Raw genomic sequence first — 24618 nt, 5'->3', positions numbered from 1 at the left:
AGGCAGCTGGGTGACGAGCACTGAAGTGACCACCGACTCCGAAGACTCGGGACCCAGCGGCTACGCGGCGGCCCGACTGCGCCTCCTCCAGGAGAAGGCGCAGTCCGGGCCGCCGCGCCGTGCGGCCCTCGCCTCACTCACCGACGACTGGCTGACCGCCCTGTTCACCACCGCCGCCGAAGCGACCGGCGTCCGCGGCGCAGCACTCGTGGCCGTCGGCGGCTACGGTCGCGGCGAACTGTCCCCGCGCAGCGATCTCGACCTCCTGCTCCTGCACGACGGCAACGCCGACACCGGCGCCCTCGCCTCCCTCGCCGACCGCATCTGGTACCCCGTCTGGGACCTCGGCCTCGCGCTCGACCACTCCGTGCGCACCCCTGCCGAAGCCAGGAAGACCGCGGGCGAGGACCTCAAGGTGCAGCTCGGACTGCTCGACGCCCGGCCCGTCGCCGGAGACCTCGGCCTGGTGGCCGCGATGCGCACCACGATCCTCGCCGACTGGCGCAACCTCGCCCCCAAACGCCTCCCGGCCCTCGACGAACTCTGCCGCGAACGGGCCGAACGCCAGGGCGAGCTCCAGTTCCTCCTCGAACCCGACCTCAAGGAGGCACGCGGCGGACTGCGTGACGCCACCGCCCTGCGCGCCGTCGCGGCCTCCTGGGTCGCCGACGCGCCCCGCGAAGGCCTCGCCGAGGCCCGTCGCGTCCTCCTCGACGCCCGCGACGCCCTGCACCTGACCACCGGCCGTGCCACCGACCGCCTCGCCCTCCAGGAACAGGACCAGGTCGCCACCGCCCTCGGCCTCCTCGACGCCGACGCTCTGCTGCGCCAGGTGTACGAGGCCGCGCGCACCGTCTCGTACGCCACCGACGTCACCTGGCGCGAGGTCAACCGCGTGCTCCGCGCCCGGTCCGCACGCCCCCGGCTGCGCGCCATGCTGGGCGGCGGCAAGGCAGCCACCCCGGAACGCACCCCGCTCGCCGACGGCGTCGTCGAGGCCGACGGCGAAGTCGTCCTCGCCCGCACCGCCCGCCCCGAACGTGACCCCGTGCTCATGCTGCGGGCGGCCGCAGCGGCCGCCCAGTCCGAACTGCCGATCTCCCGGCATGTCGTACGCCGCCTCGCGGCCGCCGCGCGCCCGCTGCCCGTGCCGTGGCCCGCCGAGGCCCGTGAGGAACTCGTCACCCTGCTCGGCGCGGGCGAGGCCACCATCCCTGTCTGGGAAGCGCTCGAAGCGGAAGGACTGATCACCCGCCTGCTGCCCGACTGGGAACGCGTCCACTGCCGGCCTCAGCGCAACCCCGTCCACACCTGGACCGTCGATCGCCACCTCGTCGAAGCGGCCGTCCGGGCCTCCTCCCTCACCCGCCGCGTGGGCCGCCCCGACCTCCTCCTGGTCGCCGCACTGCTGCACGACATCGGCAAGGGCTGGCCCGGCGACCACTCCGTCGCCGGAGAGGTCATCGCCCGCGACGTCGCCGCCCGGATCGGCTTCGACCAGCACGACGTGGGCGTCATCGCCACCCTCGTACGTCACCATCTGCTGCTCGTCGAGACCGCCACCCGCCGCGACCTCGACGACCCGGCGACCGTCCGGTCCGTCGCCACCGCTGTCGGGACCACGTCCACGCTGGAACTCCTGCACGCCCTCACCGAGGCCGACGCGCTGGCAACCGGACCCGCCGCCTGGTCCACCTGGCGCGCTTCCCTCGTCACCGACCTGGTCAAACGCGTCGTCGCCGTCCTCGCCGGTGAGGCCCCGGACGAACCCGAACCGGCCGAACCCAGCGCCGAACAGGAACGCCTCGCCATCGAGGCACTGCGCACCGGCGAACCCGTCCTCGCCCTGCACGCCCAGGCCGAACCCACGAACGGGGACGGCGAACCGGAACCCGTCGGCGTCGAGCTCCTCATCGCCGTCCCCGACCGCCCCGGCGTCCTGCCCGCCGCCGCCGGAGTCCTCGCCCTGCACCGCCTCACCGTCCGCGCCGCCGACCTGCGGGCCGTCGAGCTCCCCACCGAACTCGGCGAGTGCGTCGACGTCCTGCTGCTCAACTGGCGGGTGGCGGCGGAGTACGGCTCCCTGCCGCAGGCCACCCGGCTCCGCGCCGATCTCGTACGCGCCCTGGACGGCTCCCTCGACATCCAGGCCCGTCTCGCCGAACGCGAAGCCGCCTACCCGCGGCGCCGTGGAGTGAAGGCCCCGCCGCCCCGGGTGACGGTCGCGCCGGCCGGTTCCCGGCTGGCGACGGTGATCGAGGTGAGGGCCCAGGACGCCCCGGGGCTGCTGCACCGGATCGGCCGGGCGCTGGAACAGAGCGCGGTACAGGTGCGCAGCGCGCATGTGTCGACGCTGGGGGCGAACGCGGTGGACGCGTTCTATGTCACAGGGGCGGACGGCGAGCCGCTGGCCGATGTACGGGCCGCCGAGCTGGCCGGAGAGGTCCAGCGGGCCCTGAGCTGAGCTTCCGCGATGACGTGGAGAGGCCCTCGTCCGTCACGAGATGCGGGCGAGGGCTTTGCGTTTCCCGGTGTCCGGATACCCTGGGGGACGACTGACCTGCACCCGACCCCGACCCTGAGGACCGACGAGCGCCGTGTTCGATACTCTCTCCGACCGCCTTGCCGCGACTTTCAAGAACCTCCGGGGCAAGGGCCGCTTGTCCGAGGCGGACATCGACGCCACGGCACGCGAGATCCGTATCGCCCTGCTCGAGGCCGATGTCGCGCTGCCCGTGGTCCGTGCCTTCATTGCCAACGTCAAGGAGCGGGCGCGCGGCGTCGAGGTCTCCCAGGCGCTGAACCCGGCCCAGCAGGTCGTCAAGATCGTCAACGAGGAGCTCGTCGGCATCCTCGGCGGCGAGACCCGGCGGCTGCGGTTCGCCAAGAACCCGCCCACCGTGATCATGCTCGCCGGTCTGCAGGGTGCCGGTAAGACCACCCTCGCCGGCAAGCTCGGTCTCTGGCTCGAGGGCCAGGGCCACTCGCCGCTGCTCGTCGCCTGTGACCTCCAGCGCCCCAACGCCGTCAACCAGCTGAGCGTCGTCGCCGACCGCGCCGGTGTCGCGGTGTACGCCCCGCAGCCGGGCAACGGCGTCGGTGACCCGGTCCAGGTCGCCAAGGACTCCATCGAGTACGCCCGCTCCAAGCAGTTCGACGTGGTGATCGTCGACACCGCGGGCCGCCTCGGTATCGACCAGGAGCTGATGCAGCAGGCCGCGGACATCCGCGACGCCGTCAGCCCCGACGAGATCCTCTTCGTCGTCGACGCGATGATCGGCCAGGACGCGGTCAACACCGCAGAGGCCTTCCGCGACGGCGTCGGCTTCGACGGTGTGGTGCTCTCCAAGCTCGACGGTGACGCCCGCGGTGGCGCCGCCCTGTCGGTCGCCCATGTCACGGGCAAGCAGATCATGTTCGCGTCGAACGGTGAGAAGCTCGAGGACTTCGACGCCTTCCACCCCGACCGCATGGCGTCCCGCATCCTCGACATGGGTGACCTGCTCACCCTGATCGAGCAGGCGGAGAAGACCTTCACCCAGGAAGAGGCCGCCAAAATGGCCTCCAAGCTGGCGTCCAGCAAGGGTAAGGACTTCACGCTCGACGACTTCCTGGCGCAGATGGAGCAGGTCAGGAAGATGGGCTCCATCTCCAAGCTGCTCGGGATGCTGCCCGGCATGGGGCAGATCAAGGACCAGATCAACAGCATCGACGAGCGGGACGTGGACCGTACCGCCGCGATCATCAAGTCGATGACGCCGCACGAGCGTCAGGAACCGACGATCATCAACGGTTCGCGGCGGGCCCGTATCGCCAAGGGTTCGGGTGTCGAGGTGTCGGCCGTGAAGAACCTGGTGGAGCGGTTCTTCGAGGCGCGCAAGATGATGTCGAAGATGGCGCAGGGCGGCGGCATGCCGGGCATGCCGGGGATGCCCGGCATGGGCGGCGGTGCCGGCCGGCAGAAGAAGCAGGTCAAGCAGGCCAAGGGCAAGCGCAAGAGCGGCAACCCGATGAAGCGGAAGGCCGAGGAGCAGGCCGCGGCGGTCCGTCGCGAGCAGGCGGCGGCGCAGGGTGGCGCGTTCGGGCTTCCGGCCGAGCAGGACGACCAGAACTTCGAGCTGCCGGACGCGTTCAAGAAGTTCACGGGCTGACGTTCTCGGCCCACACACGAAAGGGGCGCCCGCCTTCTCGGTGGGCGTCCCTTTCGTGCGTGCTCAGGCCGCGTGGCGTCCTGGCCGCAGCGTCGATCCGTTGGCGAGTCCCGCCGGGTCCAGTGTCAGCGACTCGGCGGCGGTGGCGCCGACGTCAGCCAGGCTGCTCGCGTCCGGCAGCAGCTCCACACCGTCGGCGCCGGGCCGGTGGATCAGCACGGGGACGTACTCCCTGGTGTGGTAGGCGTGCCCGATCGTCGGGTCGTTGCCGTGGTCGGCGGTGACGATGAGCCGGTCGCCGGGGGCGTCGATCAGCGCGAGGAGCGCGGCGAGCCCCGCGTCGACCTGCTCCAGGAGACGTCCGTAGCGTTCGGTGTCTTGTTGATGTCCTGCCAGGTCGGTCTCCTGGACATTGGCGACGACGAGCGCGTCGCCGGGGGCGCGCACCGCTTCGAGGGTGTGGGTGAGGACGTCCGCGGTCTGCACGGCCGGGTGCCGCTCGGCCGCGTCGCAGGCCAGGATGTCGGCGGCCTTGCCCACCAGGGTGACCGGGATTCCGGCGCGGGCCGCCAGGTCGGGCAGCTGGCGGGTGTGGTCGATGCCGGCGCCGAGGTGCTGCACGGCGAGGCCGCCGTTGCGGTAGAAGCCGGTGGCGGGGGTGTCGAGGCCGACGGTGCCCGCGTCGCCGGGGCGTACGAACTGCGGAAGCGGGCCGTCCGCGTGGCCGCCGACCGCGATGACCCGGGCGACCGGCGCGACCGCGCGTACCGTACGGGCGATGGCGAGGATCCCGCCCGGCCCCTCGAAGGGCAGGTCGTCCAGGCGGCCGGAGGCGTTCCAGTTGATGCCGGGGTCGGCTTCCAGGTTGTCGTGGACGAGCACCGCGCCGTCGACGACGAGAAGCGGCCGGCCGTCCAGCGGTTCGACGCGGTGTCCCGCCGCTTCCAGAGCCGTGGTCACCTCGTCCAGATGCTCGCCGAGCCGGGCCACCGTCACCCGGCTGAAGTCGGCACCCATCATCGTCTGGTGGCCGGCGAACGTGTCGGCGCCGGGGTAGCCCAGGGCGGCCCGGCCCGCTGCGACGGGCAGATGGGTGCGGCGGGCGAGATCCGGATGCGGGTGGACGAGACCGAGCCCCAGCGAGCCGAGCACCGGCAGCCGCAGCGGACGGCCGAAGGCCTCGCGGCAGTGGTCGAGGACATGCCGGCAGGTGTCGGCGGTGAGATCGCCGGGGCGCAGGGTGCCCGCGTCGGGCATGGCGCCGATACCGAATCCGTCAATGACGACGATGACCGTCTTGGCCATGGTGTGCTCCTTACAGGGCCCGGCCCTGGGAGTCGTGGAGCCCGCGCAGCCGAGGGGTTCCGGACGAGAGTCCGGAGACGACGGCGACGGTCGAGCGGGTGACGAAGATCTGGGTACGGAAGGCGAGCAGCGTGGTGTCGCCGAGCCGGACGTCCTGGCCCTCGGCGGGGGCGTCGAGCAGCCGGTAGTAGTCGATGTTCTCGGCGGGGGCGTCCTGCACACCGAGGCGTACGCCGGTGCGCGGCAGCAGGGCGCTGCGGATGTGGGAGCGGGCGTAGAAGCCGCCGCCGTGGAGGGCGGGGCGGCCGTCGTCGAGAGTGTGGGCGATCTCGGTGACGTACACATAGGCGGGCTTCTCGGGCTGGCCCGGGTCGAGTGCGTGCAGCGGAGTGGTGCCGGTGAGGGCGTGGCCCGGCTCGCCGTGGGTGGCGCCGTGGGCGGCGAGCAGCGGCAGGGAGGCCATCGAGGTGGCACTCGGGGCGCTCAGCTTGAGGTCCTCGTGCCCGCGGGCGGCCAGGAGCTCTCGGGCTTTCAAGGCGAGCGTGAAGCTGGGGGTGGCGTACGGCGTTCCGGTCGCCGGGTCGCACAGGACGCACGGGAAGGCGGTGACGCCCGCGATCCGGATGCCGGGCAGCCGCTCGGCGGCCTCGGCGAACGCGTCCAGGCGGGGGAGCGGGACGCCGCCCTCCTGGCCCGGGTAGACAGTGCCCGCGGCGCCCTCGAGCCGTACGAGAATGTCCTGCACCAGGCCCAGCCGCTCGGCGGCCTCGGAGACAGCGCGGGCATTGGCCAGGTCGTAGACGGTGACGGTCTCCGGGCGCCAGGCCAGCATCTCGGGCAGGGCGCGACGGGGGATCTGGACGAGGTGGCCGAGGTTGCCGGCCCGGGCGCCCGCCGCGTGCAGGGTGCGCGCCTCGGGCGGGTCGATGGCGGCGTACTTGGGGATGTGCCGGGCGACGGCTCTGATCAGTTCGGGGTTGCGGCCGAACTGTTTGACGACGAACCAGAGGGAGAGGCCGAGCCGCTGGGCCTCGGCGGCGAGGAGTTCGGCGTTGGCCTCGACGGCGTCGAGATCCATCACATAGGTGTCGGGCGGGATCTCACCGCTCCGGTGGAGGGCGGCCGCGGCGTCGACGAGCTCGGGGTTGCGGGTGAGCACGGTGTCGAGAAACACGGTCAGTCGTCCTTCGGGTCGTTCACTTCGGCAGGCCGGTCGTCCAGTGCGGCGAGCGAGCGGCGCAGGATGTCGACGACGAGATCCGCTCCCGCCCGCATCGGGTTGATGCGTACGGTCCAGTCGGCCAGCTCGGGGGAGTCGTCCAGCGCAGAGCTGGACATCCGGTAGAACAGCGGCGCGATCTCGTAGCGCGAGTTGGAGCCGACGGGGTAGGGCGCGGCTCCGAAGCGTGCGGCGACGGCGGGCAGCTCCTTCGCCACCGGCCGGTCCAGGCGGACCAGCAGACAGCGGTCCTGGGCGTTGGCGATCCGGACCTCGGCGACGCCGACGACTTCCCCGGCGGCCAGTCGCTCGGCGACCTCGGCGCCGACCTCGGACTGGACGGCCCACATGACCGGTACGTGGGTCAGGGCGCGCAGGGCGTCGAGCGCCTGGTGGCCCTGGACCTGGCCGCCGCCGGAGTAGTTGTCGTGGCGGATGTGCCCGACGAGGTCGCGGGCCCCGACCACGACGCCGACGCCTTCGGGGCCGTGCAGCTTGAAAAGGGAGAAGCAGGAGGCGTCGGCCCCCAGCTCCACCCCTGCGGCGGGGGTGCGCATCACGGCGTAGTTGTCGTCGACGAGCGTGCGTACGCCGGCGGCCCGGCAGGCGGCGAGGACATCGGCGGGGTCGTACGAGTCGGCGAGCCGCTGCCGGGTGTGCTGGACGTACGCCCACCGGAACCGGCCGGATGCCAGAGCTTCGCGCAGGGCGGCACCGTCGTTGAAGTCGACCTCGACGGTCCGCACGCCGATACCGCGCAGGGTGACGTCGGTGGTGCGGTAGACGGGCGCCCGGTGGATGAGCAGCGGATCCCCGGCCCGTACGGCGGCGTTGAGCGCCGCGCGGATCGCGCCGGTGCCCGCACCCTGCACCAACGCGGCGTCCTCGGCGCCGAAGAAGTCGGCCAGGACCGCTTCGACGCGAGCGGTGGTGCGGGGACGGCCGAGACCGGGGACGACACCGGCGTCCGCTTCGAAGAGCTGGGGGCCCTCGAAGTGGGCGGCGGTCGCCTCCAGCAGCCGGAACTGCCGGGCGATCGCCTCGTCCAGTGCCACGGTCGCGAGGGGGAATGTCTGCGGTAGTGCCGGGTTCATGATCAGATCTCTTCCACGCCGGCGCCGGCGCCGGTGAGGAAGCGCAGCGGATTGCAGCGGGTCATCAGGTCGATCAGGCCGTCGTCGACGCCGGCGGCCCGGGCCTTGGGCAGGAAGCTCCGGAAGAGATGCCCGTACCCCTGGCCGCCCTCCGTGCGCAGGTAGCCGTGGCGGGAGATGTCGCAGCTCAGCAGGGCCCGGTCGGCGTGCCCGGCCTCCAGAAGGGCGAGCAGCAGCCGCAGCCGGGTGTCGTCGCTCTGATAGCTGTCCTTGCCGACGGTGTCGAACGCGACGTACGCACCGCTCGCCGCGATCTCCCGGTGCACGGCCGGATCGTCGAGGAGGTCCTGGTGGCCGATGCTGATGCGATGCGGCTCCACGCCCTCGGCGGTGAGGAGCTCCAGCTGGGCGAGGCCGCCACGGCCGAGCTGCGCATGGGTGGCGACGGAGAGCCCGGTGGCGGCCGCGGCCCGCGCGGCGGCCCGCAGCACTTTCGTCTCGGCGGCGGTGGGTGTGTCGCCGTGGCTGCCGATCTCTCCGAGGACGCCGGGGCGGATCCCGGTGGAGCCGATGCCCGTGTCGATCTCGCGGACGAGGGTGGCGGTGAGCTCGTCGACGTCGGCGGCGGCGATCTCGGGAGTGTGGAACGGCTCGTAGTACCACCCGGTGGCGACGACGACGGCGACCTGCGCGTCCCGGGCGATCCGGGCCAGGGCGGCGGCGTCCCGGCCCATGCCGCGGCAGGTCAGCTCGACGACGAGGCCGAGCCCGAACTCCTCCCGGAGGGCGGCGAGCTCGGCAGTGACGGCCGCGGCATGCCGGTCCGGATGGAGGACGGCCGCGCCGTCGCCCCGGTGGTCGAGGTCGAGGACGAGGTGCTCATGGACGAGGGCGGGGCCGCGCACCGAGCCGGGGGCGAGATCGCCGACGACCGTACGGAGCATGGGCTGCGGGGCGGTGCTGTGCATGGTGATGGGTCCTTCCTGGCGTACGTGCCCCGGCCTCAGCCCTTGATCGGGGTGAACAGGTCGAGCCAGTACAGGACGTTGAGGAGGATTCCGCCGACGATCACCGCTGTCGGAGCGGCGGCCATCCGCACCACCGGCCGGCCCATCGCGTCGTTCAGCAGGTAGAGCCCGCCGACGACGAGGATCCCGAGTCCGCCGCCCATGGCGTTGGCGGCCATCAGCGAGCCGAAGAGGATCGCGAGCTGCAGCGTGTCACCGATCGCGCTGCGCAGGTGCTCCGAGGAGTCGCGGACGCTGGGCAGCTTGCCGAGGACCTTGCCGATGGAGGAGAGGGCCAGCACCTCGACGGCGAACACGGCGGCGCCGACGATCGCAGCGAGGAACGGGTTCGGCATCAGATAGCCGATCGGATACACCAGCGTGAACCCCGCGATGCCGTACGCGCCCGACGCGAGCGCGGTAGTCGCGATGAGCGGGATGAAGCCGAAGACCCGGTAGAAGTCGACCTGGGCGGCTTCCGTGTACTGCCCCTTGGCGATCAGGAAGCTGGTCGCCTCGCCGCCGCCGAATATATGCATCTGCGCCAGCACACAGACTCCGGCACCCAGCACCATGAAGAGCGGCAGATACCTGCGCAGCCGGGCCGCGCTCGCGCTGAACAGGGAGGCCATCGGGTCGTCGTCCAGGACGATCGCGGTGACGCCCGCGGCCTTGTCGGCCTTGCGCTGCTTCATGTCCTTGGCGACGGCCAGGGCGATCAGCACCAGCACGCCGACAGCCATGGCCAGCGCACCGGCGAACATCTTCGGCCAGACCTTCATGGTGAGGACGACCAGCGCGAGTTCGAGACCCCCCGCGACGCCGCCCCACTTGCGGCCGAACTGCTTGGTGATCGCGAGCACCGGGAACAGCGTGAAGAGGAACAGGATCGGCGTCGACATCTGCTGCATCGCGGTGATGAAGTCGACCGGCAGATCGTGTGCCACGTTGTTTGCGCCGTTCAGGCCGAAGACGACGACCGCACCCCAGGCGCCGCCGAGGATCGGCGCGAGCCACTTCTTCGGCGCCAGCAGGCCGAGGATGTCGGTGGGGAGGAAGACGAGCCACGGGTTCAGCACACCGGTGGAGAGCGCCATGGGTGCGCCGAGTCCGAAGATGAACCCGGCGGACAGTCCGAAGGAGACCGCCGTCGTGGCGCTGCGCGTGGTGCGCCCCTGGATGAAGTCCAGCAGGAACGGGCGTACGCCGTCGTTGAAGACGGCCAGCGCCATGTGCGAGATGTACGCGGTCAGCGCACAGAGGGCTATCACGGTCAGCTGCTGGGCCAGTGTGAAATCGAGGCCGGCACCGGCGGCGAGTGTGGTGCTCACAGAGTCACTCCTTTGTGCCCGGGGTGTTCAGGAACAGGTGGCCGGGGTCAGCCGCGGGCGGCGATGGCGCGCGCCATGAGGGGGGCGATGACGTCGATCTGGTCCATCGAGAATCCGAAGACCTTCTTGCCGTCGGTGAGGAGGGCGGCGACCTCGTCCTCGGTGGGGACGCTGCGCCCGAAGGTGTGGCAGGCGGCCGAGCCCATCAGGCCGACGAGCACGCCGAGGGAGGCGCCGGCGCCGGTGTGACAGGTGCCGAGGTAGTAGTCGGCCTGTCCGACGCGCAGCTTCATCGCGGCGTCCATGTCGCTGGAGGCGACGATGTCGATGCCGTCGATCCCGAGCTGCTTGATCGTGTCGGTGACCTCGGCCTTGCCGACACCGCCGGTGAGGATCTTCGTCATGGCTGGTCCTTCTCTCTCTGGGGCTGGGAGGGGTGGGGTCAGGAGGCAGGGGCGGCCGGTGAGTGCCGGGCGAGCACGGCGAGGTGCATGCCGAGGAAGTTGATCTCGGAGTCGGGGAGCGCCGCGCCGAGCTCCTGCTCGGCCCGCTCGGAGATGGCGCGGGCGCGCGCGACGGCGTGGGGATGTCCGGCCAGTTCGGCGGCGATCTGGTCGTCGGTGAGGAACTGCTCGATCGGTTCGCCGTTGAGGAGCCGGGTGAGGGCCATCATCAGATGGCTGGTCAGCATTCCGGCGCTGGCTTCGGTGACGGTGCGTCCGTCGGCTTCGAGGGCGGCCAGTTCGGCGGCGACGAAGTCAGCGACTTCGGGCTTGACCTGGCCGCCTTCGCGGAATAGCTGGATCCGCAGTGCGAGCTGGTCGTCCATGACGATCCTCCTGAAATCGACAGAAACCGGGATTCTGTATTCTTGGGTGATCCGATGCCGCAGGCCGCCGGGCCTGCTCGCACCGGATCCGCCGGGTCAGTACGAGGGCACGCGCTCGCCCTTCAGTACCTCGGTCTGCAGCCGGGTCACCAGCGAGAGATCGAGCGACTCCCGGACGGCGGCAAGAGCCTTCGCTCCGCCGCTCCGGCCGATGATTGCCGCGCTGGAGTTGCGCAGCGTCAGCTCGCGGGTGACCTCGTCGCCGAGCGGAAGCACGTCGACCCCGAGCCCGATCCGGTCCTGCACCTCGTCCAGGTTCCAGACGGTGGCGTCGACCTCGTCACGCGCGAAGAGGTCGGGCAGCTGCATGTATGAGGCCTCGCGCCACTCGATGTCCTCGCGGCCGGCGAAGACCCGCTCGACCAGCATCCGCAGGTCCTCGGAGGCGTGGTCGACCGCCACCCGCAGCCCGGGGGAGCCGAGGTCTGCGCCGTGCCGCAGCAGCATGCCGTGCGCACCGACATAGGTGGCGGGACCGAGGTCGGCGACCAGCTCCACCGGATGCTCGGCGATCAGCTGGTCGGCCGCGAAGCGGGAGAGGACGACCAGGTCGACCTTGCCTTCGAGGAGTGCGGCGGTACGGGCCCCGGCGCCGCGCATGAAGGTGATGGCAAACGGTGCGCCGGCCGCTTCGAAGGCGCCGCGCAGCCCGGTCGCCAGACCCTCGTACCGGCGTGAGTACGGCAGGGGCATCGCGGCGAGCAGGGTGCCGAGGCCGGAGAGCCGCCAGAGCACGGAGCGGTCCGAGCGGACGAGGAAGGTGCCGAGATGGCCGCGGGCGGTCGTCTCGATGGCGCCGGATTCCTCCAGCAGCTGCAACGCCGCCTGGACGGTGCCGTTTCCGCAGCCCAGCTCCTCGGCGAAGTCGCGGACCCGGGGCAGGCGGGTGTCCGGCTCGTGGTTGAGGAGCAGGACGGCGAGCTGCTGGGCGGCGAGGCCATTGCGGGTGAGGAAGCGTTCGTCGGTGACGTTCACAGATCGAACAGTAAACAGGATTCTGGATACTCACAAGGGTTCACGCGTCCGCGCGCCGATGTCCCCCCATGGGCCCACCGGACGGGCCCCCGGAGGCTCTGGTGCTTAATGTCGCCTCAAGGTCGTCGGCAGAGGAGCGCGCGTGACCAGTCCCGTACCGCCACGCGATCGGACCGACCAGCCATGGCGCTCCGAAGGCGCCCCACCGCCCCCTCCGCCGCGCCGGAAGATGCCGGGCGGCTGGGGCGGACTGCTGCTCACCGCGCTGGCCGTCTATCTGATCACCAACCTGGTGCTCTCCTTCTTCAACGGCAGGAACGAACCGACCATTGCCTACACGGAGTTCAGCAAGCAGGTCACGGCGGGCAACGTCTCCAAGATCTACTCCAAGGGCGACGCCATCCAGGGGCAGCTGACGAAGGAGGCGAAGGTCCCCGGCAGCGACAAGACGTATACCAAGTTCGTCACCCAGCGGCCCGCCTTCGCCGACGACAACCTCTGGGCCGAGCTGCTCAAGGACGATGTCACCGTCACCGCGGAACCGGTCGTCCAGCAGCGCAGCTTCCTGGCCAATCTGCTGATCTCCCTGGCCCCGATCCTGCTGCTCGTCCTGCTCTGGGTCTTCATCGCCCGCCGGATGTCCGGAGGGTTCGGCGGCGTCGGCGCACTGGGCCGCAAGGCCCCGCCCAGACCGGTCGAACTGGAGGGTGCCAAGCGCACCACCTTCGAGGACGTGGCCGGGATCGACGAGGTCGAGGGCGAACTCAACGATGTCGTCGACTTCCTGAAGAACCCGCAGGAGTACCGGAAGATGGGCGCCCGGATGCCCGGGGGAGTGCTGCTCGCGGGCCCGCCCGGCACCGGCAAGACGCTGCTCGCGCGGGCCGTCGCGGGAGAGGCCGGGGTGCCGTTCTTCTCCGCCTCCGCCTCCGAGTTCATCGAGATGATCGTCGGCGTCGGTGCGAGCCGGGTGCGGGAACTCTTCGCCGAGGCCCGCAAGGTCGCCCCCGCCATCGTCTTCATCGACGAGATCGACACCATCGGCCGGGCGCGCGGCGGCGGCTCCGGCATGGGCGGCCACGACGAGCGCGAACAGACGCTGAACCAGATCCTCACCGAGATGGACGGCTTCTCCGGATCGGAAGGCGTCGTCGTCCTCGCCGCGACCAACCGGGCCGACGTCCTCGACCCGGCGCTCACCAGGCCCGGCCGCTTCGACCGGATCGTCCAGGTGAGTCCACCGGACCGGGGCGGCCGGGAGGCGATCCTGAAGATCCACACCCGGCAGATCCCGCTCTCCGAGGACGTCAGTCTCGGCCAGGTGGCCCGCACGACCCCCGGCATGACCGGTGCGGACCTCGCCAACCTCGCCAACGAGGCCGCCCTGCTCGCTGTCAAGCGCAAGAAGTCCGAGGTCAACCAGGCCGATCTGTCCGACGCTCTGGAGAAGGTCCAGCTCGGAGCCGAACGACCGCTGGTCATGCCGGAGGAGGAGCGCCGCAGGACCGCGTACCACGAGAGCGGCCACGCCCTCCTCGGGATGCTCCAGCCCGGCGCCGACCCGGTCCGCAAGGTCACCATCGTGCCGCGCGGCCGGGCCCTCGGCGTCACCCTCTCGACGCCGGAGGCCGACAAGTACGCGTACACCGAGGACTATCTGCGCGGCCGCATCATCGGCGCTCTCGGTGGCATGGCCGCGGAACAGCTGGTCTACGGAGTGGTCACCACGGGCTCGGAGAGCGACCTGGAACAGGTCACCGGTCTGGCGCGTGGAATGGTCGGGCGCTGGGGGATGAGCGAAAGAGTCGGCAGACTGACGGCGATCCCGGGCGACGCCCAGCAGGCGTACGGACTCTCGGCGGCGCCGGCCACGCTGGACGTGGTGGACCACGAGATGCGGCGCATCGTCGACGAGTGCTACATCGAGGCGCAGCGGCTGCTGCGCGAGCACCGGGAGCAGCTGGACACGCTGGCTTCGGCGCTGCTGCAGAACGAGACGCTGGACGAGGAGGCGGCCTACCGGGCGGCAGGCGTCGCGCGCCTGGCCAAGCACTGAGAGCCGCCCGGCCGGGCGCGGAGCCCTTTCTGCGGAGCACCCTTCCAGGGCGCGGAGCCCTTCTAGGGAGTGGTGCAGACGAGATAGCGGAAGACATTCGGCATCCAGACCGTGCCGTCCCGGCGCCGGTGCGGATGCAGTGCCTCCGCGACCTCCTTCTCCACCTGGGACCGGTCCGTCGCCCGTACCGCCGCGTCGAACAGCCGGGTCGACAGCAGCCCACGCACCGCGCTGTCCATGTCCGCGTACCCGAACGGGCACGCCACCCGTCCCGAGCCGTTCGGATTGAGCCCGACCCGGAAGGCGACCTCTTCCAGGTCGTCCCGGCGCGCCGGGCGCCAGCCGCCCGTGCGGGGCGCACGCACCCCGTCGCCGAGCCGCGTCGCCACCCGCAGCACCGCCGCGGTGGCACACCGTTCGGGCGGGCCCCATCCGGCCAGCACCACCGAGCTGCCCCGGGCGACCAGCGGAACAGTGGTCTCCAGCTCCGGCTTCAGCCCTTCGGAGTCGCCCGCCGAGCAGCCGATCGGGGTGAACACGGTGAGCAGGTTGTACGGGGGGCCTCCGGGCCGGGCGGCAACGGACGGATCACCGTCGAGGAGCACCGGCAGGCCGTCCCGGGCCCGCTCGGGCCCGGGGTCGGGCAGCAGCCGTTCGCGGGCCAGAGCAAGACGTTCACGGTCGGTGTCGACGCCGGTGACGTGCGCCCCGCGGGCGGCCGCCATCAGCAGCGCAAGCCCGGAACCGCAGCCGAGGGAGAGCATCCGTGTACCGGCTCCGATTTCGAGCCGCTCGTACACCGCTTCGTACAGCGGCGCGAGCATGCGTTCCTGGATCTCGGCCCAGTCACGGGCACGGGTTCCGGGGTCCACCGGGGCGGACGGATCCGCCTGCCTGTAGTGCCGGACGAGCGTTGGTGTCATGAAAGCGCCCCAATCCGCCGAGAAGTCGGTCGTACCCGAGTGGACGGCCCCCGTGTGTCTGCGCGCCCGCACTCCCCCGTAAGTCAGAGAACTCCGCATCCGCGGCTTCGTCCAGGGGGTCGGAGGGCAATGGTTGCGCGCTACGGTTGTGCGCCCCGGGGGACACGTCGTGCGCCCCCGGATACAGGCCACGAAGGCCGGTCCCGTCGCTCCGTGCGGAGCGTGATGTCGCCGTACGATGCGCGCCATGGCAAAGGCACCCGTTCTCACACCCCAGGCCGAGGACTTTCCCCGCTGGTACCAGGATCTGATCAACAAGGCCGAACTCGCGGACAACGGTCCGGTGCGCGGCACCATGGTCATCCGACCGTACGGATACGGCCTGTGGGAGCGGATGCAGCAGGAGATGGATGCCCGTATCAAGGAGGCGGGCGCCCAGAACGCCTACTTCCCGCTCTTCATCCCCCAGTCTTACCTGACACGCGAAGCGGAGCACGTCGAGGGCTTCGCACCCGAGCTCGCCATCGTCACCCACGGCGGCGGCAAGGCCCTCGAAGAGCCCGTGGTGGTGCGGCCGACGTCCGAAACGATCATCAATGAGTACTTCTCGAAATGGGTCCAGAGCTACCGGGATCTGCCCCTGCTGATCAACCAGTGGGCCAACGTCGTCCGCTGGGAGATGCGCCCGCGGATCTTTCTCCGTACGACGGAGTTCCTCTGGCAGGAGGGCCACACCGCCCACGCCTCGTACGAGGACGCCCGGGAGTACGCCGCCTACATCCACCGGGACGTCTACGCGGACTTCATGACCAACGTCCTCGGCATCGATGTGGTGCTCGGCCGCAAGACCCCCAGCGAGCGGTTCGCCGGCGCCATCAACACGCTCACCCTCGAAGCGATGATGGGCGACGGCAAGGCTCTGCAGATGGGTACGAGCCATGAACTCGGCACCAATTTCGCCAAGGCCTTCCACACCCGGTACCTGTCCCAGGAGGGCCGGCAGGAGCTGGTCTGGCAGACCTCCTGGGGCTCCTCGACCCGGATGGTCGGCGGTCTGATCATGTCGCACGGCGACGACCGGGGGCTCCGCGTTCCGCCGCGGCTTGCTGCCGTCCAGGCGGTCGTCCTCGCGATCAAGGAGGACGAAGCCGTCCTCACCGCGGTCCGCTCCATCGGCGACCGGCTGCGCGCCGCCGGCATCCGGGTCCAGGTAGACGACCGCACGGACACCCCGTTCGGCCGACGCGCCGTCGACTGGGAGCTGAAGGGCGTACCGGTACGGATCGAGGTCGGCCCGCGCGATCTGGAGAACGGCACGGCGATGCTGGCCCGCCGCATCCCCGGCGGGAAGGAGCCGGTCCCGATCGAGGCGCTGGCAGCCCTGCTGCCGGCCGTCCTGGAGGAGGACCAGGCGACCCTGCTGCGTGAGTCCCGGGCCCGCCGCACCTCCCGTACCAGCGAGGCGGCCACCGTCGAGGAGGCCGCGCAGGCGGCGGCCGCGGGCGGCTGGGCCCGCATTCCGTGGGACGTCCTCGGCCCGGCAGGGGAGGCCCGGCTCGCGGAGCAGGGAGCCTCGGTGCGGTGTCTGGTGGCCGAGGACGGGTCGGTGCCGCAGTCCGACGACGCCCCGGGTAGTGTCGCCCTCGTGGCCCGCGCCTACTGACGCCCGACGGCGTCCACGGAACGTTCCGGCCCTCCGGCGCGCAGGCGCTGACTACGCGCCGGGCGTACGCGTCGCTACGTCCCGGCTTCGTGCGAGCTGTGAGAGTTCTCCGCAGATCAGCGCACCTGCCCTCGTCAGGACCCATGAATGGCAACTGACTGGTACGTGCAAAATATTTGGGATGGCCCGGAATCGGAACACCGGGGCACTCAGGCTCGTTGTCACGACGTGAGCACGACACCACCTGTACTTGCCGCAGAGCTGGCGCAGGCGTGGGCCGACATTCAGCGGTACCACCCCGAGCTGCCCGATCTTGCCGCGCCCGAGTCCCTGATCGGAGAGTCCTCGTCCGCCTGTGGCGCCGAGCTCTCCTTCGAGCGACTGCTGCATGAGGCAGTCCATGGCATCGCCGCCGCCCGAGGTGTCCGTGACACCTCCCGCGCCGGCCGCTACCACAACAGACGATTCCTTGCGATCGCCGAGGAGCTGGGCCTCGACCATGCCGAGGAGCCCCATCCCAGCAGTGGCTTCTCCCTGGTCACGCTCAACCCCGAGGCCAAGCGCCGGTACCGGCCGACGATCGAGCGACTGCAGCGCGCCCTCAAGGCGCACACGGTCGCCACCGCCGCCGACACCAAACGCTCGTTCCGCGGGCCGGCCGCCCGGCACGGCTCCTCCGGAGGCGGCGTGCGGGTCAAGGCCGTCTGCGACTGCGGACGCAACGTCCGGGTCGTACCGTCGGTCCTCGCCCAGGCGCCGATCGTCTGCGGTGGCTGCGGAAAGCCCTTCCGTATCCCGGAAGCGGCGGTCGCGGTGGGGTGACTCGATGTGGTGTGGCACAATGGCTAGCTGTACTCGACAGCCGCACAGGAACCCTCTCGCCTCCGGCTGACGCGTCCATCGGGCACCCGAGTACCGCAACCCCACGTGGCATCTTCGTTGTGCCCAACCACGTCATAGACCAGGAGACACCACTTCCGTGGCAGTCAAGATCAAGCTGAAGCGTCTGGGCAAGATCCGTTCGCCTCACTACCGCATCGTCGTCGCCGACTCCCGTACCCGCCGTGACGGCCGGGCCATCGAGGAGATCGGCCTGTACCACCCGGTGCAGAACCCGTCGCGCATCGAGGTCAACTCGGAGCGTGCGCAGTACTGGCTGTCCGTCGGCGCCCAGCCGACCGAGCCGGTTCTCGCGATCCTGAAGCTCACCGGTGACTGGCAGGCCCACAAGGGTCTCCCGGCCCCCGCGCCGCTGCTGCAGCCGGAGCCCAAGGCTGACAAGCGCGCCCTGTTCGAGGCCCTGGTCAAGGACACCGGCGAGGAGTCCAAGGGCGAGGCCATCACGCAGAAGGCGAAGAAGTCCGACAAGAAGGCGGACGAGGCTGCTGACGCTGCCGCGCCCGCCGAGTCGACCGAGGCCTGAGCATGCTCGAGGAGGCTCTCGAGCACCTCGTGAAGGGCATCGTCGACAACCCCGACGATGTGCAGGTCGCCTCGCGCAACCTGCGCCGTGGTCGTGTGCTCGAGGTCCGGGTCCATCCCGATGACCTCGGCAAGGTGATCGGCCGCAATGGCCGCACCGCACGCGCGCTGCGAACCGTTGTGGGCGCCATCGGCGGCCGTGGCATCCGCGTCGACCTCGTCGATGTGGACCAGGTTCGCTGACAGAGTTGAACACCGGCACGGGCCGGGGAGGGCCATGCGCCCGCCCCGGCCCGTCGTCGTATGACAGGAGAGACACAAGGTGCAGCTGGTAGTTGCGCGGATCGGCCGCGCCCACGGCATCAAGGGTGAGGTCACCGTTGAGGTGCGTACGGACGAGCCGGAGCTCAGGCTCGGCCCCGGGGCCCGACTGGCCACCGAACCGGCAGCGAACGGACCGCTGACGATCGAGACCGGACGGGTGCACAGCGGCAGGCTGCTGCTGCGTTTCGAGGGCGTACGGGACCGCACGGCGGCCGAGGCCCTCCGGAATACCCTGCTGATCGCCGACGTCGATCCGGCGGAGCTCCCGGAGGACCCCGAGGAGTTCTACGACCACCAGCTCATCGACCTCGATGTGGTCCTCGCCGACGGTACCGAGATCGGCCGGATCAGCGAGATCTCGCATCTGCCGTCCCAGGACCTCTTCATCGTGGAGCGCCCGGACGGCAGCGAGGTGATGATCCCGTTCGTCGAGGAAATCGTCAGCGAGATCGATCTGGAGGAGCAGCGCGCGGTCATCACCCCGCCGCCCGGCCTGATCGACGACAGCCAGGCCGTGATCGTCTCCTCGCGGGACGAAGAGGCCTCCGAGCCGGGGAACGACGCCTGATGCGGCTCGACGTCGTCACGATCTTCCCCGAGTACCTGGAGCCGCTGAACGTCTCGCTCGTCGGCAAGGCCCGCGCCCGCGGCCGCCTCGATGTGCATGTGCACGATCTGCGGGACTGGACGTACGACCGGCACAACACGGTCGACGACACGCCGTACGGCGGTGGTCCCGGCATGGTCATGAAGACCGGGCCGTGGGGCGACGCCCTGGACGAGACCCTGGCGGACGGATACGAGGCCGGGGCGCACTCCCCGGTGCTCGTGGTGCCCACACCCAGCGGCCGCCCCTTCACCCAGGAGCTGGCCGTGGAGCTCTCCGAGCGGCCGTGGCTGATCTTCACCCCGGCCCGCTACGAGGGCATCGACCGCCGGGTGATGGACGAGTACGCCACGCGTATGCCGGTCGTCGAGGTCTCCATCGGGGACTATGTGCTGGCCGGCGGGGAAGCCGCCGTACTGGTCATCACGGAGGCAGTGGCCCGGCTGCTGCCCGGTGTGCTCGGCAACGCCGAGTCGCACCGTGACGACTCCTTCGCGCCCGGCGCCATGGCCAATCTGCTGGAGGGGCCGGTCTTCACCAAGCCGCCCGAGTGGCGCGGCCGGCGCATTCCGGACGTCCTGCTCAGCGGTCACCACGGGAAGATCGCACGCTGGCGGCGGGACGAGGCGTTCCGCCGCACCGCGGTCAACCGGCCCGATCTCATCGAGCGTTGCGAGGCGAGCGCCTTCGACAAGAAGGACCGTGAGATCCTCTCCATCCTCGGCTGGTCACCGGAGCCCGGCGGCCGATTTTGGCACAGGCCCGAAGGCATGGAACAATAGGCCGCTGCTGTACGTCCGGTGTGCGCCCCTGCCACAGGGGGAACGACGCCCATCCGACGCGATCAGCACCCCCAATTCCTTACGATCTCCCGTCGATGACCTGTGGCATCGGCGAAGAAAGCAGACAACATGGCTTCCCTGCTCGATGGCCTCAATGCCGCCTCCCTGCGTACGGACGTCCCGGCGTTCCGCCCCGGTGACACCGTCAACGTCCACGTGCGAGTGATCGAGGGCAACCGCTCCCGTATCCAGCAGTTCAAGGGCGTAGTCATCCGCCGCCAGGGCTCTGGCGTCAGCGAGACCTTCACGGTCCGCAAGGTCTCCTTCAGCGTCGGCGTCGAGCGCACCTTCCCGGTGCACAGCCCGATCTTCGAGAAGATCGAGCTCGTCACCCGCGGTGACGTCCGCCGCGCGAAGCTGTACTTCCTCCGTGAGCTGCGCGGCAAGGCCGCGAAGATCAAGGAGAAGCGCGACAGGTGAGCTAGCTCCCAGGTCCACAGCACAGCCGGTTAAGCTCTGGCTGCGATGGACACGGAAGCAAAGACCACGGAGCGCGACCGCTCCTCCGCACCCGAAGCAGGGTCGGAGGAGAGGTCGCGCTCTTCGCGTATCCCGGACCGGTTCGCCACGATGTCGTGGCGGCGGACAGCCGCGCTCGGCGCCGGCTGCGCGGTCTTCCTGCTGCTGTTCAGCACCTATGTGCTGCAGCCCTTCCTGATCCCCAGTGGCTCGATGGAGTCCACGCTGCGGGTGGGGGACCGGGTGCTTGTGAACAAACTGGCGTACCGTTTCGGCTCCGTGCCGCAGCGCGGCGATGTGGTGGTCTTCGACGGCACCGGATCCTTCGTGCAGGAGAAGCCCGGGGAGAACCCCGTCGCCGCGCTGGCGCACGGCGTGGCGGCGTCCCTGGGGCTCGCGGAGCCCGCCGAGACCGACTTCGTGAAGCGGGTGGTGGGCGTGGGTGGCGACCGGGTGGTCTGCTGCGACAAGCGGGGCAGGGTCGAGGTGAACGGCCGGCCGGTGGACGAGGAGTACCTGTATCAGGGCGACGCGCCGTCCAGGGCGGAGTTCGACATTGTCGTCCCCGAGGGCACGCTGTGGATGATGGGCGACCACCGCAGCAACTCCCGCGACTCCCGCGACCATCTGGGCGAGCCGGGCGGCGGCATGGTACCGGTCGGCAGGGTGATCGGCCGGGTGGACTGGATCGGCTGGCCACTGGGCCGACTGGGCCCGCTGGCGGACACCGCCGCCTTCGACGGCGTACGGATACCGGGCGGGACCCATGGGTAACCGCGGGCGCGCCGGCCGCGCCTCGGACCCCGGCACTCCGCTGCCGACCGGCAGCAGGCCGACGGCCGCACGCTCGCTGCCGACCCGGGCGGAGCGGCGCAAGCTGGCCCGCAAGGTCAAACGGCGGCGGCGCAGGTCGGCCGTGAAGGAGATCCCCCTCCTGATCACCGTGGCGCTGCTCATCGCGCTCGTTCTCAAGTCCTTCCTGGTGCAGGCCTTCGTGATCCCGTCCGGATCGATGGAGCAGACCATCCGGATCGGCGACCGGGTGCTCGTCGACAAGCTGACGCCGTGGTTCGGTACGAAGCCCCAGCGCGGCGATGTCGTCGTCTTCAAGGACCCGGGCGGCTGGCTTCGGCAGGAGAACGTCGAGAAGAAGGATCCGCCCGTCGTCGTCAAACAGGTGAAGGAAGGACTTACCTTCATCGGACTGCTGCCGTCCGACGACGAACAGGATCTGATCAAGCGCGTGGTCGCCGTCGGCGGCGACACCGTGAAGTGCTGCGACAAGGACGGCAAGGTCACCGTCAACGGTGTTCCGCTCGATGAGCCCTATCTGCATCCGGGCAATCCGCCCTCCACACTCAAATTCGAGGTAAAGGTTCCGGCCGGCCGAATCTTCGTGATGGGCGACCATCGCTCCAATTCCGCCGATTCGCGCTTCCATCTGGATGAGCCCGATCACGGCACGGTCTCCGAGGACGAGGTCGTGGGACGGGCTGCCTTCATCGCCTGGCCCTTCGGCCACTGGCGGAGACTGGAGGAACCGCCGACATTTGCCTCGGTCCCGGACGCGCGCGCCGGGTCGCCGGCTGCGTACGGACTGTCGAATAGTGTGTCCTCCCAGGATCTCAATGGAATGGTCCGGCTCCCGACCCCTGCGGAACTCCCGCTCGTTATGGGAGTGGTGGGCCTGCGCCGAATGGGTCGCAGGCGGTGGCACGGAGTGAGGAGTGGATGTGGGGGATTTGGCGGTCGGCGCACGATCCGGACACGACGAACCCGAGGACCGGCCGGAGAAACCGGAGATCGGCGAATCCTCCGAGGTGGCGGGCCGGACGGAGAGTGACGGCGACTCCCCGGACAGCGGCGGTACGGCTCCGAGGAACCCACGCTCCTTCTGGAAGGAACTGCCCCTGCTCATCGGCATCGCACTGATTCTGGCGCTGCTGATCAAGACGTTCCTGGTGCAGGCGTTCTCGATTCCCTCGGACTCGATGCAGGACACCCTCCAGCGGGGCGACCGGGTCCTGGTCGACAAGCTGACCCCGTGGTTCGGCTCGGAGCCCCAGCGGGGTGAGGTCGTGGTCTTCCACGACCCGGGCGGCTGGCTGGAGAGCGCCCAGACGCCGGAACCGAATGTGGCGCAGAAGTTCCTCAGCTTCATCGGACTGATGCCGTCCGCCGAGGAGAAGGACCTGATCAAGCGGGTCATCGCGATCGGTGGCGACACGGTGGAGTGCAAGGAGAACGGGCCGGTCACGGTCAATGGCGTGGTGCTGGACGAGACGTCGTTCATCTACCCGGGCAACACCCCCTGCAATGACGAGCCGTTCGGCCCGATCAAGGTGCCCGAGGGCCGTATCTGGGTCATGGGCGACCACCGCCAGAACTCCCTCGACTCGCGCTACCACCAGGAGCTGCCCGGCCAGGGCACGGTCTCCACGGACGAGGTTGTCGGCCGGGCCATCGTGGTCGCATGGCCGATCAACCGCTGGGCGACCCTGCCGATCCCGAGCACATTCGACCAGCCGGGGATCAATGCGGCGAAGGGGCTGGTGCCGGGAGCACTCGGTGTAACCGGAGCACTGCCCCTCGTGTTGTGGCGTCACAAGAGGCTGACCAGCAGGCGTACCGCCGGGTAGGGTGCCGACTCGGATCAGCGATTGTCGATCTCCGAGGTGGGGGACGCTGGGATGAGTGGAACAGGACGTACGGGTGACGGCCACGGCCGGCTCGGCAGCATGCTGTCGGGGCTGGCCGTGGCCGTCGGCTGTGTGCTCTTCCTCGGCGGGTTCGCCTGGGGGGCGGTCGTGTACGCGCCGTACACCGTGCCGACCGCGTCGATGACGCCGACGGTGAATGCGGGAGACCGGGTCCTCGCGGAGCGGGTGGACGGCGACGAGGTGCGCCGGGGCGACGTGGTGGTCTTCAAGGACCCGGCCTGGGGCAATATGCCGATGGTCAAGCGGGTCGTCGGAATCGGCGGCGACAAGATCGCCTGCTGCGAGAAGAACGGCCGGCTCACCGTCAACGGCAAACCCATTGAGGAACCGTATCTGCAGACACAGGGCCTCGCCTCGGTGAAGAGCTTCACGGCGGACGTGCCCAAGGGACAGCTCTTCCTCCTCGGGGACGAGCGCAGCGGCTCGATGGACTCCCGGGTCCATCTCGACGACCCAGGACAGGGGTCGGTGCCGCGCAGCGCCGTGCAGGCCCGGGTGGACGCCATCGCCTGGCCGATGGACGGCATGGTCGAGCGGCCGCAGGCGTTCGCCGCTCTACCCGGCGGGGTATCGGCCCCCGGCCCGCTGAAGCTCCAGCTCGAGGCCGTGGTGGCGGGCATGGTGCTCATCGTCGGTGGCGCCGCGTACGGTCCGATCGCCGCACGGTCCGCACGCAGGAGGAGCGGACAGGACCGAAGGGTGCCTGCCGGTGCCCACTGAGAGGCGGAAGGTCGCCCGGGTGGTCCTGCTCGACCCCGACGAACGCGTTCTGCTCGTGCACGGATATGAACCGGAGGATCCCACGAGCACCTGGTGGTTCACCCCCGGCGGCGGTCTGGAGGGCGACGAGAGCCGGGAGCAGGCGGCCCTGCGCGAGCTGGCCGAGGAGACGGGGATCACCGATGTCGAGCTGGGTCCGGTGCTCTGGCAGCGGATCTGCTCCTTCCCGTTCGACGGGCGGCGCTGGGACCAGGACGAGTGGTACTTCCTGGCACGTACGACGCAGACCGCGACGGACCTGAGCGGGCTGACCGGACTGGAACAGCGCAGTGTCGCGGGTCTGAGGTGGTGGACCTCCGCCGAACTGTCGGTGGCGCGTGAGACGGTGTACCCGACCAGACTCGCCGAGCTGCTGCGCACGCTGCTCGAAGAGGGTCCGCCGCGTACGCCACTGGTTCTGGCCCCCGAAATCGTCTAAGCGTCCAGGGGCGCCGGAGCCTGGCGCACAATAGGTGGACGCACGGCTGAAGGGGAACATGCCAATGAGCGCCGAGGACCTCGAGAAGTACGAGACCGAGATGGAGCTGAAGCTCTACCGGGAGTACCGCGATGTCGTCGGTCTGTTCAAATATGTGATCGAGACCGAACGGCGCTTCTACCTCACCAACGACTACGAGATGCAGGTGCACTCGGTCCAGGGTGAGGTGTTTTTTGAGGTGTCCATGGCGGACGCCTGGGTCTGGGACATGTACCGGCCCGCACGATTCGTCAAACAGGTACGCGTGCTGACGTTCAAGGATGTCAACATCGAGGAGCTCAACAAGAGCGACCTCGAACTGCCGGGCGGCTGAGCCGCTGGGGCGCCCCTCGGTCGGTCCTCCTTACGGGTGGCCGGGTTATCCACAGTCGCT

General features: G+C 70.2%; 25 protein-coding genes. 16 read left to right on the top strand and 9 right to left on the bottom strand.

All coding sequences use genetic code 11. The features are described from left to right. Positions 1–10 precede the first annotated feature (10 nt). On the top strand, positions 11–2464 hold the full coding sequence (locus ABZV38_RS21020) for a [protein-PII] uridylyltransferase (RefSeq protein WP_356329052.1): 2454 nt from the start codon (positions 11–13) through the stop codon (positions 2462–2464). Between the two features lie 133 nt (positions 2465–2597). Next, positions 2598–4151 carry a signal recognition particle protein gene (ffh, locus tag ABZV38_RS21015; RefSeq protein WP_356329050.1) on the top strand — a complete coding sequence of 518 codons (1554 nt, stop codon included), beginning with the start codon at positions 2598–2600 and terminating at the stop codon, positions 4149–4151. Positions 4152–4214: 63 nt separating this feature from the next. Here the strand turns inward: ffh and ABZV38_RS21010 are convergent, their stop codons facing one another. From ABZV38_RS21010 to yhfZ, 8 genes are all read right to left on the bottom strand, one after another. Then, entirely contained in the window at positions 4215–5456 is a 1242-nt protein-coding gene (locus tag ABZV38_RS21010) for a phosphopentomutase (RefSeq protein ID WP_356329048.1), read from the bottom strand. Positions 5457–5466: 10 nt separating this feature from the next. Further along, on the bottom strand, positions 5467–6630 hold the full coding sequence (locus ABZV38_RS21005) for an alanine racemase (protein WP_356329046.1): 1164 nt from the start codon (positions 6628–6630) through the stop codon (positions 5467–5469). A 2-nt stretch (positions 6631–6632) separates the two neighbouring features. After that, positions 6633–7769, bottom strand: coding sequence for an aminotransferase class V-fold PLP-dependent enzyme (locus ABZV38_RS21000; protein ID WP_356329044.1), 1137 nt, complete (start codon positions 7767–7769; stop codon positions 6633–6635). Between the two features lie 2 nt (positions 7770–7771). Beyond that, positions 7772–8737 carry a phosphotriesterase gene (locus ABZV38_RS20995; RefSeq protein WP_356329041.1) on the bottom strand — a complete coding sequence of 322 codons (966 nt, stop codon included), beginning with the start codon at positions 8735–8737 and terminating at the stop codon, positions 7772–7774. 35 nt (positions 8738–8772) lie between these two features. Continuing rightward, positions 8773–10107: a YhfT family protein gene (locus ABZV38_RS20990; RefSeq protein ID WP_356329040.1), complete on the bottom strand. Its 1335-nt coding sequence runs from the start codon at positions 10105–10107 to the stop codon at positions 8773–8775. A 47-nt stretch (positions 10108–10154) separates the two neighbouring features. Next, a complete protein-coding gene (locus ABZV38_RS20985; protein WP_356329038.1) occupies positions 10155–10511 on the bottom strand; it encodes a DUF2620 domain-containing protein in 357 nt (118 codons plus the stop codon). A 38-nt stretch (positions 10512–10549) separates the two neighbouring features. Then, positions 10550–10936 (bottom strand): PRD domain-containing protein, encoded by a 387-nt coding sequence (locus ABZV38_RS20980; RefSeq protein ID WP_356329036.1) that lies wholly within the window; start codon positions 10934–10936, stop codon positions 10550–10552. A 96-nt stretch (positions 10937–11032) separates the two neighbouring features. Further along, positions 11033–11971: a GntR family transcriptional regulator YhfZ gene (gene yhfZ / locus ABZV38_RS20975; RefSeq protein WP_356329034.1), complete on the bottom strand. Its 939-nt coding sequence runs from the start codon at positions 11969–11971 to the stop codon at positions 11033–11035. A 142-nt stretch (positions 11972–12113) separates the two neighbouring features. On the opposite strand from yhfZ, the gene ftsH reads away from it, so the two are divergent. Next, a complete protein-coding gene (gene ftsH / locus ABZV38_RS20970; RefSeq protein ID WP_356329032.1) occupies positions 12114–14027 on the top strand; it encodes an ATP-dependent zinc metalloprotease FtsH in 1914 nt (637 codons plus the stop codon). Between the two features lie 62 nt (positions 14028–14089). On the opposite strand, the gene ABZV38_RS20965 is transcribed toward ftsH, so the two are convergent. Then, positions 14090–14950 carry a methyltransferase domain-containing protein gene (locus tag ABZV38_RS20965; RefSeq protein ID WP_356329030.1) on the bottom strand — a complete coding sequence of 287 codons (861 nt, stop codon included), beginning with the start codon at positions 14948–14950 and terminating at the stop codon, positions 14090–14092. Positions 14951–15197: 247 nt separating this feature from the next. Between ABZV38_RS20965 and proS the strand changes: the two genes are divergently transcribed. From proS to ABZV38_RS20900, 13 genes are all read left to right on the top strand, one after another. Next, positions 15198–16613, top strand: a complete 1416-nt coding sequence (gene proS / locus ABZV38_RS20960) for a proline--tRNA ligase (protein ID WP_356329028.1) — start codon at positions 15198–15200, stop codon at positions 16611–16613. Between the two features lie 228 nt (positions 16614–16841). After that, entirely contained in the window at positions 16842–17435 is a 594-nt protein-coding gene (locus ABZV38_RS20955) for a hypothetical protein (RefSeq protein ID WP_030928573.1), read from the top strand. Between the two features lie 157 nt (positions 17436–17592). Beyond that, on the top strand, positions 17593–18036 hold the full coding sequence (gene rpsP / locus ABZV38_RS20950; protein ID WP_356329026.1) for a 30S ribosomal protein S16: 444 nt from the start codon (positions 17593–17595) through the stop codon (positions 18034–18036). A 2-nt stretch (positions 18037–18038) separates the two neighbouring features. After that, positions 18039–18278, top strand: a complete 240-nt coding sequence (locus tag ABZV38_RS20945) for an RNA-binding protein (RefSeq protein WP_005311361.1) — start codon at positions 18039–18041, stop codon at positions 18276–18278. Between the two features lie 79 nt (positions 18279–18357). Beyond that, on the top strand, positions 18358–18927 hold the full coding sequence (gene rimM, locus ABZV38_RS20940; RefSeq protein ID WP_356329024.1) for a ribosome maturation factor RimM: 570 nt from the start codon (positions 18358–18360) through the stop codon (positions 18925–18927). Further along, positions 18927–19748, top strand: a complete 822-nt coding sequence (gene trmD, locus ABZV38_RS20935) for a tRNA (guanosine(37)-N1)-methyltransferase TrmD (protein ID WP_356329022.1) — start codon at positions 18927–18929, stop codon at positions 19746–19748. The genes rimM and trmD overlap by 1 nt, the downstream gene beginning before the upstream one ends. Before the next feature lie 129 nt (positions 19749–19877). Beyond that, positions 19878–20228 (top strand): 50S ribosomal protein L19, encoded by a 351-nt coding sequence (rplS, locus tag ABZV38_RS20930; RefSeq protein ID WP_356329020.1) that lies wholly within the window; start codon positions 19878–19880, stop codon positions 20226–20228. Between the two features lie 45 nt (positions 20229–20273). Beyond that, a complete protein-coding gene (lepB, locus tag ABZV38_RS20925) occupies positions 20274–21041 on the top strand; it encodes a signal peptidase I (RefSeq protein WP_356329019.1) in 768 nt (255 codons plus the stop codon). Further along, positions 21034–22110 (top strand): signal peptidase I, encoded by a 1077-nt coding sequence (lepB, locus tag ABZV38_RS20920; RefSeq protein WP_356329017.1) that lies wholly within the window; start codon positions 21034–21036, stop codon positions 22108–22110. The genes lepB (ABZV38_RS20925) and lepB (ABZV38_RS20920) overlap by 8 nt, the downstream gene beginning before the upstream one ends. After that, entirely contained in the window at positions 22010–22906 is an 897-nt protein-coding gene (lepB, locus tag ABZV38_RS20915; RefSeq protein WP_356329071.1) for a signal peptidase I, read from the top strand. The genes lepB (ABZV38_RS20920) and lepB (ABZV38_RS20915) overlap by 101 nt, the downstream gene beginning before the upstream one ends. Positions 22907–22957: 51 nt before the next feature. Next, entirely contained in the window at positions 22958–23707 is a 750-nt protein-coding gene (lepB, locus tag ABZV38_RS20910; protein WP_356329015.1) for a signal peptidase I, read from the top strand. Further along, a complete protein-coding gene (locus ABZV38_RS20905) occupies positions 23697–24185 on the top strand; it encodes an NUDIX hydrolase (protein WP_356329013.1) in 489 nt (162 codons plus the stop codon). Before lepB (ABZV38_RS20910) ends, ABZV38_RS20905 begins: the two co-directional genes overlap by 11 nt. Positions 24186–24249: 64 nt before the next feature. Beyond that, positions 24250–24558 (top strand): DUF2469 domain-containing protein, encoded by a 309-nt coding sequence (locus tag ABZV38_RS20900; RefSeq protein WP_003965949.1) that lies wholly within the window; start codon positions 24250–24252, stop codon positions 24556–24558. The last annotated feature ends 60 nt before the right edge of the window (positions 24559–24618 follow it).

Origin of the sequence: Streptomyces sp. NPDC005181 (genome assembly GCF_040608395.1) — a bacterium.
GTDB lineage: Bacteria > Actinomycetota > Actinomycetes > Streptomycetales > Streptomycetaceae > Streptomyces.
Note: the sequence above shows the minus strand (reverse complement) of the source record. Positions and strands in the feature narration are given on the sequence as shown.